Consider the following 11,814-nt stretch of genomic DNA (forward strand, 5'->3'; position numbering starts at 1 on the left):
GGAGTTGGTACACCCATTTCGTGGCAAGTCTGTTCTAACAGAGCTAACTCAGCTTTCTGATAACGCTTATCCATGTAAGGGATACCGATTTCATGGCAAGTCATACCGCAACGAACCAGGAAACGAGCTAAGGAAACTTCCAGTAAGTTATCCCCCATGAAAAATACAGACTTACCACGCAACAGCTGGATATAATCCTCCAAGCTTTCCCAAATTTTAGCTTCCCGTTCTGCCAAGCCTTTTGGTTCTATACCAAACACAGAACACATTTTCTCAATCCAAGCCCGAGTGCCATCCGGACCAATGGGGAAAGGTGCGCCAATTAACTTACACTTGCGGCGGCGCATCAGAGTAGTCGCAGTGCGGCTTAGGAAAGGATTCACCCCAGCAACATAGTAACCTTCTTCTATTACTGGCAATTCCGTGTAACGCTTAGCAGGCAACCAACCAGACACCTTAATCCCCTGCTTCTTCAACTCTAGGGTGAGGTTAGTCACAACCGGGTCAGGTAGGGAGCCAAACAACACTAGGGGTGGATGATCCGCATACTCTGACTCTTCCGCAGCCACCTCTTCTTTCTGGCGTCCAAAGTTGAGGAGTTTTGCGATCGCATTCCGCTCTTGTTTCTCCTCTTCCACCTGGGGTGCTTCCTTCGGACACTTGTGAGCCATAGCGGCCAACACAGTATCTTCACCCTGGGTGAAAGCATAGTCTAAGCCATTAGCACGAGCCACCACAATCGGGATCCCAATCTCAGATTCCAGCTTGGGAGCCAAGCCTTCCAAATCCATCTTGATAATTTCCGTAGTGCAGGTACCAATCCAGACAATCACACTAGGATTGCGATCGCGTTTAATCTGCAAACACAACCGCTTCAGTTCCTCGTAATCATTCAGCTTAGCGGAAATATCCCCTTCTTCCAACTCCGCCATGGCATAGCGTGGCTCAGCAAAAATCATCACCCCCATCGCATTTTGGAGGAAATAGCCACAAGTCTTAGTACCAATCACCAAAAAGAAGCTATCTTCAATCTTTTGGTAAAGCCATGCCACGCAGCTAATCGGACAAAAGGTATGGTAATTCCCAGTTTCGCACTCAAAATCTAGGGCTTGAGGGGTTTCAGCAACAGTCATTTAAAATTCTCCTCTCCTGGTTTCTCTCGTCGGTTTTAAGGGTTTAAAGGTTGAAGGGTTGAAGGTTTTAAAGGTTGAAGGTTGAAGGTTGAAGGTTGAATGTTGAATGTTGAAGGTTGAATGTTGAAGGGTTGAAGGTTGAAGGTTAGGTTGAAGGTTAGGTTGAAGGTTAGCAGGTTGAAGGTTTTCAGGCTTGAAGGTTGAAGGTTGACTGTTGAAGGTTTTCAGGCTTAGTGTTTTCAGGTTTACTGTTTACTGTTGAAGGGTTAAGGTTGACTGTTATAACTTTCAACCTTGGCCTTTCGGCCACCCTACGCGAACAACTTCCTAACTTTCAACTTTTCCTTCAACCTGCTAACCTTCAAGCTGCTAACTTTCAACCTGCTAACTTTCAACCTGCTAACCTTCAACCTTTCTTTCAACTTGCTAACTTTCAACCTTCAACCTGCTAACTTTCAACCTTTCTTTCAACTTGCTAACTTTCAACCTTCAACCTTTCTTTCAACCTGCTAACCTTGGCCTTTGGCCACGCTACGCGAACAACCTCCTAACCTCCTAACCTTTGCTTACACCATCATCAGGTCTAATTCTTCTTCCTCAGTCACTGCTGGGGTTTGAGGATTGAGGTAGAAGTCAGACAGCAAAGAGAACAACTCCCGGTCAGGTGCATCTTGAGGTACAACCCCCTCAGGCTGTGCCAGAATTTGGTCAGCAATGTTGAGATAGTATTGGCAAACAGGTTCCAGGCTAGGGTCAGTTTCTGCCATTTCAAAAATCGTTTTGCCCTTAACCCGAGAGACACGAATGTCCTCAATTAGTGGCAGAATTTCCAGCACTGGCATCGGCACAGCTTCGATATACTTATCGATCAAGTCGCGCTTAGAGGTGCGGTTGCCAATCAGACCAGCCAGACGCAGCGGGTGAGTGCGAGCTTTTTCACGAACAGAAGCAGCAATCCGGTTAGCAGCGAACAACGCATCGAAACCGTTATCCGTCACAATCATGCAATAGTTGGAATAGTTCAGGGGAGCAGCAAAACCACCACAGACTACATCACCCAGAACGTCAAACAGAATCACATCGTACTCATCAAAAGCATTCAGTTCCTTGAGCAGCTTTACAGTTTCACCAACCACATAGCCACCGCAACCCGCACCAGCCGGAGGACCACCAGCTTCTACGCAATGAACACCACCATAACCCTTGTAAATCACATCTTCAGGCCAGACATCTTCGTAGTGGTAATCCTTTTCCTGAAGGGTATCAATAATGGTAGGAATCAGAAAACCAGTCAGAGTGAATGTGCTGTCATGCTTCGGGTCACAGCCAATTTGCAGCACCTTTCGACCCCGCTTAGCTAGGGCAACTGAGATATTACAGCTAGTTGTGGACTTACCGATACCACCTTTTCCATAAACTGAAAGTTTCACCTTTACTTATCTCCTGTTTCAGATAAAAATTCTTATGTTGTCTTTGCCCCTAAGCCAGCCGAAAGCCAAATTTCAGCAATTATGCTTGATTTATCTTAGGTGCGCGCCTCCTAGGGCGAGTAAATCGCCCTTGGGTCGCACCTCAGGCAGTGATTCAGCGAGGGACCCTAAAGCCAGCGGTAGATTGCTTGGCTTTCGGCGCTTATTGCATTATTCACGAACTGCACCATAAAATACATGGTCTTTTTTATGGATATAGCCTTTAAATTAGTTTAAATCAACGTCTTTAAACTTAAGCGATTATATAAAGCACTTTAAATCTTATTTATTAAATTTAATATTTAAATAATTATTTTTATAAAAATTTTTACGAAAAAGTATTACAATAAACAAAAATAGTAAATCACCAGCCTGGATTAAGCGGGGGTACTACTCAAAAAGTCCCCTAAGTTTGGGGGATTTATGGGAAAATGGGTAAATCCTGTAAGAGTTAAGGTTGCTCACCATAGAGCATGGCTGGGCAAAATCATCAAGACCCACCAGAAGCAATAGGCGGGTCTTGCTATTGAAGTTTTTTGTAAATAATAATTAAATTTTTTCGGAGCAATCACCGCAATCTTCGTCGATAGAGTCACAGAATTTGAAAGAGGTACAAAGAATCGGGAATCGGGAATCGGGAATCGGTAATCGAATCGGTAGGGAGTAGGGAATCGGGAATCGGTAATCGGTAATCGGTAATCGGGAGTCGGGAATCGGGAATCGGGAATCGGGAATCGGGAAAACTGATCTGATTCCCCATCTCCCCATATTCCCCTCCTGGGAGGGGTTAGGGTGTGTTTTCAAAGTTTTCCGCAAGATATTAGATCCCCCCCAGCCCCCCTTATTAAGGGGGGAGCCATACTCAAAGTCCCCCTTTTTTAAGGGAAACGGGGGTACTCGGAGTTTGAAGACACGCCCTAGGGGTGGGTTCCCATCTGGCCATCTCCCCATCTGGCCATCTCCCCATCTCCCCTGATTCAGGTTAAAGCTGTATTAACCTCAAGCCCCTACAGCTTCCTTAGCGGCATACATCACTTCAAGAGTGATTTCACTAAAGCCACGCTCACGAGCAAACTTCTCAGTATTGCGCTTCACTTTACCGCGAACAAAACCAGGCACCTTATTCAGTTCTGCTTTAGCGTCCTTACTCCAGTTCAGGTCAGAATCAGCAGAGATACCCTTGGTAATCACTTCCTTGGTATCATGACCACCAAAGATTTCCAACAAGTGGTCTTCCATACCCAAGGTGAAGGAATTGTAGACCAAATCAGCAATTTGGTTAGTGCCTTCGTAACCCATGAAGGGGCGATAACCGATGGGGAAGTTTTGGATATGAATTGGAGCAGCAATCACACCACAGGGAATATTCAAGCGCTTACCAACGTGCCGTTCCATTTGGGTACCGAAAATCGCAGCAGGTTCAATTCGTGCGATCGCATCCCCAATCTGACCATTATCATCACTGATCAGGATCTCATCACAGTATTCGCTCACCTGCTCCTTGAACCAGTCCGCATCATACTTGCAGTAGGTACCAGCCAGCACCACATGAATACCCATCTCCCGTGCCAGAATCTTAGTCATAGCCGCAGCGTGGGTATTATCTCCGAAAACCACAGCCTTCTTACCCGTCAAGTTCTGGCAGTCGATGGAGCGAGAGAACCAGGCAGCTTGAGAAACGTACAGGGTTTGGTTGTTGATGTACTCTTCGTAATCGACATTAGCACCTTGACCATTGACAATTTCCTGAATTTTACGGATACAACGGGCAGTTTCCACCACACCCAGAGGAGCAATATCGACATAGGGCATCGAGAACTCTTCTTCCAGGTAACGGGCACTCATCAAGCCAATTTCCCGATAAGGCAACAGGTTAAACCAAGCCCGAGGTAGATTTTTCAGATTGTGAACAGAAGCTCCCTCTGGGATGACTTCGTTAACTTCAATGCCCAAATCAGCCATCAGCCGCTTCAGTTCAGTACAATCGTGTTGATTGTGGAAGCCAAGGGTAGAAATACCAATGATGTTAACCGAGGGCTTTGCGGTTTTGCCCTCTGGCAACTCACCCTTCTTGCGGGCTTTGTTGAGGTAGAACTGAATAATTTGATCTAGGGTGCGGTCAGCCGCTTGCAATTCATTGACCCGGTAGTGGTTGACATCTGCCAACATCACATCAGCCTTAGCATCCATCTGAGCCCGGTTTACAAAATTTTCCAGGTCTTCTTGTAGGATACTGGAGGTGCAGGTGGGGGTAAGCACAATCAGATCAGGGTTTACCTCCTGATCTTTGCGGGTGATGTTGTCTACCACTTTTTCCTGAGAACCCCGTGCTAGCACGTTCCGGTCAACAATACTAGCAGTTACCGGAGTGTAGTCCCGCTCTCGCTCTAGCATGGAGCGCATCACGTTGAAGTAGTCATCCCCTAGGGGGGCATGCATAATAGCATGGACGTTCTTAAAAGAACTCGCAACGCGCAGTGTGCCAATGTGGGCAGGACCTGCATACATCCAGTAAGCCAATTTCATATCCTATTCTCCCTTGTTAAAAGATTAAGTATCAAGTATCAAACATCAAGCATCAATCATCAATAATCAAGCATTAAGCATCAATCATCAATCATCAATCATCAATAATGTAACAATTTTATGGATTTGTTACTCAGCAACCAATATGGTTTCAGCCTTCAGCCTTGGCCTTTGGCCACGCTACGCGAACAGCCTTAAGACCCAAGCGTGATTTAGATTTTCTCAGAACTCCGAGGTAATAACTATCCTTAGGGATAAGTGTTCTTTCCCTGGTATCTAATTCCCCAAATCCACTTGCCAAGCTAAACATATAAATTAGGTATATAAAAGAATCTGAATCAAATTGCAATTATTTTTAATTTTTAGTTACAGGGAGTCGGGCGTCGGGAGTCGGGAGTCGGGAGTCGGGAGTGGGGGGAGATGGCCAGATGGGGAGATGGCCAGATGGGGAGTCAGATCAGTTTTCCCTATTGCCTATTGCCTATTGCCTATTGCCTATTGCCTATTGCCTATTGCCTCTTGCCTCTTGCCTATTGCCTCTTGCCTCTTGCCTATTGCCTGTTACCGATTCCCGATTCCCGATTCCCGATTCCCGATTCCCGATTCCCTGTTCCCGATTCCCTGTTCCCTAATATGAAAACCCCTATAGCAAGCAGAATAATGTCAAAATAATCACAACCAGTTTGTCTGAAGAGTCCTCATGGAATGGCATATAACTGATGCTCAAAGTCTGGCAATTATTGACCGTGAAATAGGCGAGCATGTCTTTTCACCAGCGGAATACGAGATTGTGCGGCGGGTGATTTATGCCACAGCCGACTTTGAGTATAAGTCTCTGATTCATTTTTCTGAGCGGGCATTACAAGCAGGAGCAGCAGCTCTAGCTGCTCGTAGCACAATTGTAGTGGATGTGCCAATGGTACAAGTAGGGATCACTCCCCACATTCAAGATACCTTTGCTAATCCTGTGTATTGCAGCATGGAAACCCTCACTCGTCCTCAAAAAGAAAAGACTAAGGCAGCCTGGGGGATGCAAACCTTAGCTAGACGCTATCCAGAAGGAATTTTTGTGATTGGTCAAGCTCAGACAGCTTTAACAGTATTGGTGGAGTTGATTGAGGCAGAGGAAATTCGACCAGCCTTGGTGATTGGGGTACCTGCGGGATTTGTCGAGGTGGATGTGGCTAAATCTCGGTTGACGGACTCTTTGATTCCCCACATTCGGATTGATGGTCGTAAGGGTTCTGCGGTAGTGGCTGCTGCTATTGTTGATGGCTTAGTAGACTTGGCTTGGCAAGCCTATGGCCAGGATGATATTGACTTCTCACACGCCTAAAAGGGCGTTGCCCAATTGTGGAATAATCGAGAATAACGGGTAATCGGTAATCGGTAATCACCTTCGGTCAAGCTCATTGACCGCAACCCTCTGTTGGTGATCGATCAAAATTTGGCTAAGATCCTGTCAGCAACGGTTTAGCAAAGGGATAAGGATGGCAACTGCGGTTAAACTAATAGCTCCAGGTTTTTGTGTAAAGTACCCGAAAACCCCCTGGAGTGTGATATATGTCGAAGATGCTTCAGGCAAGTTTCATTTCCGCCTTAGTAGTCGAGACTTCAAATTTGAACCCCGCGATCGCTACCGTTACCCAACTCATGAGGCGGCTAAACGGGCAGCATTGTGTTTTCTGGAATTACTCAAACGTATAGAGCGATCGCGGATGCGCATGAGCATTCTGCTAGAAATTGGTATTCTTAAATTTCCCCGACAGACCTATCACTCCTATGAAATCTGGTTATTGATTGATCGCACTCGCTATAGTTGGGAGGTAATAACAGCCAATGGTTTTTGTTTCCGCTCCCAGCGCTGGTACAAAAATCCTAACAGTCCGATTCTTAAAGCCAAGAAACATATTGACCGGGAGCTAGCGATCTATCAAATCAAAGATGTGGTTGGCTGGGTTTAGTGACTAATGACTATCATCAGTATCAAAACACTTATGCCCGATAGTGCCATCAGGAAATAAGAAAAGAGGACAAAACGGTAATTTTATGGGTATGCTCACAATTGTCGTAGGCTCCTGCTGCGGTTGATCATTATGAGGCCAACGAATCCTGCGACTTGTACCACCGACAACATCAGTTATTTTATGATCACTACTGTCAGAAACAAAGCTGTCACTCTCTAACCTCTCGGTGAAACCTAAATCAGAGATTTCCATGATAGCCATATATCCAATTTATTTCTATTGATTGTTTATATAAACTTCCCCCATAGCTAATAGAAAAGTCTTGCCATATTGGCCATAAGTTACAAAACTTTAAAATTGTCAACTATCAATTAATTAAGGGAATCGGGAATCGGGAATCGGGAATCCGGAATCGGGAATCGGGAATCGGGAATCCGGAGTAGGGAATCGGGAATCGGGAATCGGGAAAACTAGACCTCTTGCAAAAATAAATATGAAATCAAAATCTATCCCTTTTGTATGCATGCCTTTTGCCTTGTCAACACCCACGGTTTATGAGACTTATGCAAGAGGTCTACTGATCTGACTCCCCATCTCCCCATCTCCCCATCTCCCCATCTCCCCACACTCCCTATTCCCTATTCCCTATTCCCTATTCCCGACTCCCGACTCCCGACTCCCGACTCCCTAAAACTATATAGCTTAACTGATGCGAGTTGCTTTTTCGCGGTACTTGTTGATAAGTTTATTGAACAATTGATTCAGCTGTCCAATGCAAAAACTATTCGGAGTCATCATTTTAGTGTTAGGATAAAAATAGAATTTATTTGAGCTGATCGACCCATAATTTACGTCCTTAAAGTTAATAGCAACCTGCTGATTTCCCACGGATAGAACTTGAAACCAAGTCGCTATCGTAGGGGGTAATTTTTTACTCAGACGCAAGGAAATTTTGGGACTCGAAAGAGATTGAGCGTAGGCTGGGGTTAAAAATGGTTCATAGCGTTCAGCTTCTGGAGTTAGCTGCTTAATAAAGGCTAAACTTACACCTTTGACCAGTTGCCGCAGGCTATGGGCATCGTCTCCAACCACTTCTTTGACTAACGTACTTCTAGCGATCGCATCGTTAAGATTCTTCGGGTCAGTCACACTGAGGTGAGTGCCACCAATGGCGCTAATCAAATACTTAGAACCCCCCAACTGATTAAAAGACCGTAACTGATGGTCTAGAGCTGGTGTAATGGCATCCTCTGTGCCCGTTAACATTAAGGTTGGTACAGTAACTTGACGCAAACCCTTAGTACCAAACAAACGCCCGGTTACACTATTCAAAGCGATCGCTTGCACCACTCGCTGATCAGTAAGATTAACCTCGTCTTCTGGTAAATCAGCCGCTGCACATTGGAACCAATCTGCTGGGGATCTGCCCACAGGAGAGCGATTTTTACAAAACCGTCGCAGTTCCTCTAAATTGAGTTTTCCCCCAGCCAACGCTAAAGCCGTGTAGCCCCCCAAGGAATGACCAATAATTGTAACTTGTTGAGTATTCAGTTTACCAAGCATGGTAGAATATCTATCGTTGATGTCAGCCAACTCATCCAGGAGAAAGCTGACATCTTTGGGACGGTCAATAAACTCCCCCGGAGGTAACAAATCCCCAAGTTTACCAGGTGCTGACAAACTGTTAATCCTGGTAAAGTTGCTGCCAGGATGCTCTAGGGAAGCTACAGTAAGGCCATGGGAGGCTAGATGGCGTGCTAAATATCTCAGAAATTTGCGGTCTGCAGCAAATCCGTGGGAGAGAACTACCATTGGTCCAGTGGTATCCTCAGCCCAGTATAGATCTACAATAATAGTACGTTGCCGTTGTCGGTCTCTTAGTCTTAGTTTACGCTGTTTAACCAATTGGGGACCGGAAGTAGCAGGGTCAAATCTAGGGCGAAAGGTGGCAGCGTCCGCAACAGCCAAATCTTGCTCTAAGATCGGACCAACTGCTAAACTTTTCCAATAAGAGGCATTAAGTTGTAGGGCAATCCCAACAGCAGACGAAGCATCCAAAGTGATCTTTTCTCCTGGGTAAGCCCGTAAGAAACTCAGCACACTTAAACCATTAACTTGCCTTGCTCCTAACAACAGAGCAGCTTTTAATTGCTCTAAACTACTATCGGGGAGTGCTAACCCTAGTCTGTCCAACAACCGTGCGCCATCGCTGGAGAGGAGAAGGTCATTGATAAAGGTTTCTGTGGTCTTAGGGTTGAGTTTGAGGCTATTGGTCAAAATCTTCCGAATCTGTGGCGTGAGGATATCTCGATAGGGTTGCAGTGCTGGTGATAACTCCCCTGTCTCAGCAAACGTTTCTAATTCCTTGATAGCGACAGATTGCTCAAATGGCCCTAAGCGTAGAGTGAGATACTCAGCGGCAAAAACTGGTGGGGTAATTGCCCAAAACAGAGTCACAAAGAGACTACCTAGAGCACCCTGTCTGATTTTTTTAATTTGACCTATTGAACCATTACAGTGTTTTTTCTTCACAGAAGATTCAGAGGTATGGCCGCGATCAGACCATGGCAGCTGAAAATTGATCATTAGCGATGTATGCAGAATGTGAGTGCGGATATTTCGATCAAAGCCGACTTAATCAAGACTCGACAAGCCCATCGAAATATTTTTTCTGCAGCACTTCTGCACTAAAGGGTAAGCTATCAGCTATTAGCTATTAGCGTGTCGCGTATCAGTTCTCAGCTATTAGCTATCAGTTATCCGCTATCAGCTATCAGCTATCAGCCATCAGCTATCAGCCTATGGGCTACTTTAGGTGCTACTTTAGGTGCTATCAGCGCTCAGGCAAAGGCTGACCGCTGACCGCTGACTCCTGACCGCTGACTGCTGACTACTGAATGCTTACTATTAATGAAGTAGACACACCTATTTCTTCCCGATTCCCCACTCCCGACTCCCGACTCCCGATTCCCTACTCCCGACTCCCGACTCCCGACTCCCGACTCCCTACTCCCTTTCCCAAATAACTAAATACTCGTATTTAATATCACTCCATCAAGTTCCGCTTCAATCAGATTAGCCCCCTGAAGGTTGGCATGAGTTAAATCAGCTCCGGTAAGATTCGCTTTTCTGAGGTTGGTTTCACTAAGGTTAGCTTCTCTGAGGTTGGTATAACTAAGATTAGCTTGACTAAGGTTAGCCCCTTTCAGATTCGCCTTCACCAGATCTGCTCCTGTTAAATTAGCTTTATCAAAATTACTACCAATCAGTTGAGCTTCATTAAGATTAGCCCCAGTCATCACCGCTTCAGTGAAGTTGACCCTACTCAGATTGGCTTTGGTGAAATTCACAGCAATCAGGTTAGTTCTAAACAGATTAGCTCCCTCAAGGTCTGCCAGAGAAAAGTTAACCCTAATTAGATTAGCGTCTTCCAAAGATGTCATAGTCAGGTCTGCTCTTTGGAAGGATGTACGGGTAAGCTTGGCTCTATTCAAGTAAGCGTGACGAAGAATAGCTTTATCAAATATTGCCCCAACGACACAAGCCTCAGTCAGGTCAGTATAAATCAGCAATGACCCACTCAAGTTAGATCCCATTAGCTCGGCTTGAAAGAGATTGAAACCATTGAGGTTTTGCCCACTCAGGTCTACTTCCATCAGGTCAGGGATCAGTTTGGGATGATTGTCTCTCCATTGATTCCAGAGTTTTAGACCCTGCTCAAGCTCAGCCAGATGGGTAGGTTCCGCCATGTAGTTGATTAGTCCTCTAGGTAACAATTCTTAATAAAGTATTAAATTTAATGTAACATAGCGAAAATAAAGTTTACATTTTTGTTAAGATTTTTAAGACTGTCAGCAGCTTTTGTATAAAATGGCGGCCTAAAAAGCCACACCCAAGCTATTACGGCTTGGGTGCAACTATTGTTTGAAGACCAGACATTGGCGAAACAGCGACTTGGACAGGACTTACCCAAAACTGGGCACCAAACCCTACAGGTAGAGTTACTGCGTAAGTCCTAAAGTATTTCTAGGGGTCGGTTGGCGTTATTTGGGCAGGACGGTAAATTAAATTATGCGATCGCATCCCGACTCCCGACTGCCGAGTCGATGCGATCGCATCCATAATCTCTGTCCCGATTTCCCGATTCCCGACTCCCGACTCCCGATTCCCGACTCCCGACTGCCGAGTCGATGCGATCGCATCCATAATCTCTGTCCCGATTTCCCGATTCCCGACTCCCGACTCCCGATTCCCGACTCCCGACTGCCGAGTCGATGCGATCGCATCCATAATCTCTGTCCCGATTTCCCGATTCCCGACTCCCGACTCCCGATTCCCGAGTCGATGCGATCACATCAATAATCTCTCTCCCCATCTCCCCATCTCCCCATTCTCCCCATCTCCCCACACTCCCGACTCCCAATTCTCCCTATCTCCCCCTCTCCCCAAACTTCCAACACTCCCCACCCTCCCGACTCCCCACTCCCGACTCCCGACTCCCGATTCCCTACTCCCGAAAGAAACCTCAAAACCGTGTTCTAGGACGCCCCAAAGTTGTAATATAAACAACCGCTTCATCAACAGGAATACCTAAAACGTCATTTACCTGGTCATCAAAGAAGCCACCAATACCACTTACTCCTAAACCAAGGTAAATAGCTGCTAGATTGAGCCGCTGTCCTAGATGACCAGCATCCATGTGCAAGTAACGGTAAGCGC

17 protein-coding genes are annotated in these 11,814 nt (G+C 45.8%); 7 read left to right on the forward strand and 10 right to left on the reverse strand.

Features of this window, described 5'->3' with window-relative positions; all coding sequences use genetic code 11:
• The coding region (locus F6K37_RS20235; RefSeq protein WP_287251738.1) for a ferredoxin:protochlorophyllide reductase (ATP-dependent) subunit N at positions 1-1,133 on the reverse strand (1,133 nt) is incomplete at its 3' end.
• Between the two features lie 272 nt (positions 1,134-1,405).
• On the opposite strand from F6K37_RS20235, the gene F6K37_RS20240 reads away from it, so the two are divergent.
• Positions 1,406-1,585, forward strand: coding sequence for a hypothetical protein (locus F6K37_RS20240; protein ID WP_131826855.1), 180 nt, complete (start codon positions 1,406-1,408; stop codon positions 1,583-1,585).
• A 114-nt stretch (positions 1,586-1,699) separates the two neighbouring features.
• Here F6K37_RS20240 and bchL read toward each other — a convergent pair whose 3' ends face one another.
• The 3 genes from bchL to bchB all read right to left on the reverse strand — a co-directional run bounded on the left by bchL (position 1,700) and on the right by bchB (position 5,128).
• A complete protein-coding gene (bchL, locus tag F6K37_RS20245; RefSeq protein WP_009149517.1) occupies positions 1,700-2,563 on the reverse strand; it encodes a ferredoxin:protochlorophyllide reductase (ATP-dependent) iron-sulfur ATP-binding protein in 864 nt (287 codons plus the stop codon).
• 588 nt (positions 2,564-3,151) lie between these two features.
• Entirely contained in the window at positions 3,152-3,553 is a 402-nt protein-coding gene (locus F6K37_RS20250; protein WP_287251739.1) for a hypothetical protein, read from the reverse strand.
• Between the two features lie 48 nt (positions 3,554-3,601).
• On the reverse strand, positions 3,602-5,128 hold the full coding sequence (gene bchB / locus F6K37_RS20255) for a ferredoxin:protochlorophyllide reductase (ATP-dependent) subunit B (protein ID WP_009149518.1): 1,527 nt from the start codon (positions 5,126-5,128) through the stop codon (positions 3,602-3,604).
• 428 nt (positions 5,129-5,556) lie between these two features.
• Here bchB and F6K37_RS20260 point away from each other — a divergent pair, with 428 nt between their 5' ends.
• The 3 genes from F6K37_RS20260 (at position 5,557) to F6K37_RS20270 (ending at position 7,092) form a co-directional block, all read left to right on the forward strand.
• Positions 5,557-5,760 (forward strand): hypothetical protein, encoded by a 204-nt coding sequence (locus F6K37_RS20260; RefSeq protein ID WP_287251740.1) that lies wholly within the window; start codon positions 5,557-5,559, stop codon positions 5,758-5,760.
• 68 nt (positions 5,761-5,828) lie between these two features.
• Complete coding sequence (locus F6K37_RS20265) at positions 5,829-6,464, forward strand: precorrin-8X methylmutase (protein ID WP_008178322.1); 636 nt, start codon at positions 5,829-5,831, stop codon at positions 6,462-6,464.
• A 154-nt stretch (positions 6,465-6,618) separates the two neighbouring features.
• A complete protein-coding gene (locus F6K37_RS20270; RefSeq protein WP_008178324.1) occupies positions 6,619-7,092 on the forward strand; it encodes a hypothetical protein in 474 nt (157 codons plus the stop codon).
• Positions 7,093-7,095: 3 nt separating this feature from the next.
• Here the strand turns inward: F6K37_RS20270 and F6K37_RS20275 are convergent, their stop codons facing one another.
• The 3 genes from F6K37_RS20275 to F6K37_RS20285 all read right to left on the reverse strand — a co-directional run bounded on the left by F6K37_RS20275 (position 7,096) and on the right by F6K37_RS20285 (position 9,681).
• Complete coding sequence (locus F6K37_RS20275) at positions 7,096-7,356, reverse strand: hypothetical protein (RefSeq protein ID WP_008178326.1); 261 nt, start codon at positions 7,354-7,356, stop codon at positions 7,096-7,098.
• Between the two features lie 114 nt (positions 7,357-7,470).
• Positions 7,471-7,644, reverse strand: coding sequence for a hypothetical protein (locus F6K37_RS20280; RefSeq protein ID WP_165691816.1), 174 nt, complete (start codon positions 7,642-7,644; stop codon positions 7,471-7,473).
• 153 nt (positions 7,645-7,797) lie between these two features.
• Complete coding sequence (locus tag F6K37_RS20285; protein ID WP_008178327.1) at positions 7,798-9,681, reverse strand: alpha/beta hydrolase; 1,884 nt, start codon at positions 9,679-9,681, stop codon at positions 7,798-7,800.
• 135 nt (positions 9,682-9,816) lie between these two features.
• On the opposite strand from F6K37_RS20285, the gene F6K37_RS20290 reads away from it, so the two are divergent.
• The gene (locus F6K37_RS20290) at positions 9,817-9,957 is read left to right on the forward strand and encodes a hypothetical protein (protein WP_287251742.1); all 141 of its coding nucleotides are present in this window, start codon (positions 9,817-9,819) and stop codon (positions 9,955-9,957) included.
• 35 nt (positions 9,958-9,992) lie between these two features.
• Complete coding sequence (locus F6K37_RS20295; RefSeq protein ID WP_267871967.1) at positions 9,993-10,121, forward strand: hypothetical protein; 129 nt, start codon at positions 9,993-9,995, stop codon at positions 10,119-10,121.
• Here F6K37_RS20295 and F6K37_RS20300 read toward each other — a convergent pair whose 3' ends face one another.
• On the reverse strand, positions 10,122-10,844 hold the full coding sequence (locus F6K37_RS20300; RefSeq protein WP_287251744.1) for a pentapeptide repeat-containing protein: 723 nt from the start codon (positions 10,842-10,844) through the stop codon (positions 10,122-10,124). It lies immediately after the preceding gene.
• 322 nt (positions 10,845-11,166) lie between these two features.
• Between F6K37_RS20300 and F6K37_RS20305 the strand changes: the two genes are divergently transcribed.
• Positions 11,167-11,457, forward strand: coding sequence for a hypothetical protein (locus F6K37_RS20305; protein WP_287251746.1), 291 nt, complete (start codon positions 11,167-11,169; stop codon positions 11,455-11,457).
• Here the strand turns inward: F6K37_RS20305 and F6K37_RS20310 are convergent.
• Both F6K37_RS20310 and F6K37_RS20315 read right to left on the reverse strand, forming a co-directional pair.
• The gene (locus F6K37_RS20310) at positions 11,451-11,624 is read right to left on the reverse strand and encodes a hypothetical protein (protein WP_287251747.1); all 174 of its coding nucleotides are present in this window, start codon (positions 11,622-11,624) and stop codon (positions 11,451-11,453) included. The two genes, F6K37_RS20305 and F6K37_RS20310, sit on opposite strands and share 7 nt — an antisense overlap.
• Positions 11,621-11,814, reverse strand: a 194-nt coding sequence (locus tag F6K37_RS20315) for a nitroreductase family protein (RefSeq protein ID WP_287251748.1), incomplete at its 5' end; no start/stop codon positions are given. The genes F6K37_RS20315 and F6K37_RS20310, both read right to left, overlap by 4 nt.

Origin of the sequence: Moorena sp. SIO4E2 (genome assembly GCF_010671945.1) — a bacterium.
GTDB classification, from domain to species: Bacteria; Cyanobacteriota; Cyanobacteriia; order Cyanobacteriales; family Coleofasciculaceae; genus Moorena; species Moorena producens.

Bases quoted from the DNA above. Each gene is read 5' to 3' on its own strand.
- F6K37_RS20250 (WP_287251739.1), bottom strand. From the start codon at position 3,553: ATGGGGAGATGGCCAGATGGGAACCCACCCCTAGGGCGTGTCTTCAAA.
- bchB (WP_009149518.1), bottom strand. From the start codon at position 5,128: ATGAAATTGGCTTACTGGATGTATGCAGGTCCTGCCCACATTGGCACA.
- F6K37_RS20260 (WP_287251740.1), top strand. From the start codon at position 5,557: ATGGGGAGATGGCCAGATGGGGAGTCAGATCAGTTTTCCCTATTGCCT.
- F6K37_RS20265 (WP_008178322.1), top strand. From the start codon at position 5,829: ATGGAATGGCATATAACTGATGCTCAAAGTCTGGCAATTATTGACCGT.
- F6K37_RS20270 (WP_008178324.1), top strand. From the start codon at position 6,619: ATGGCAACTGCGGTTAAACTAATAGCTCCAGGTTTTTGTGTAAAGTAC.
- F6K37_RS20275 (WP_008178326.1), bottom strand. From the start codon at position 7,356: ATGGCTATCATGGAAATCTCTGATTTAGGTTTCACCGAGAGGTTAGAG.
- F6K37_RS20285 (WP_008178327.1), bottom strand. From the start codon at position 9,681: ATGATCAATTTTCAGCTGCCATGGTCTGATCGCGGCCATACCTCTGAA.
- F6K37_RS20295 (WP_267871967.1), top strand. From the start codon at position 9,993: ATGCTTACTATTAATGAAGTAGACACACCTATTTCTTCCCGATTCCCC.
- F6K37_RS20300 (WP_287251744.1), bottom strand. From the start codon at position 10,844: ATGGCGGAACCTACCCATCTGGCTGAGCTTGAGCAGGGTCTAAAACTC.
- F6K37_RS20305 (WP_287251746.1), top strand. From the start codon at position 11,167: ATGCGATCGCATCCCGACTCCCGACTGCCGAGTCGATGCGATCGCATC.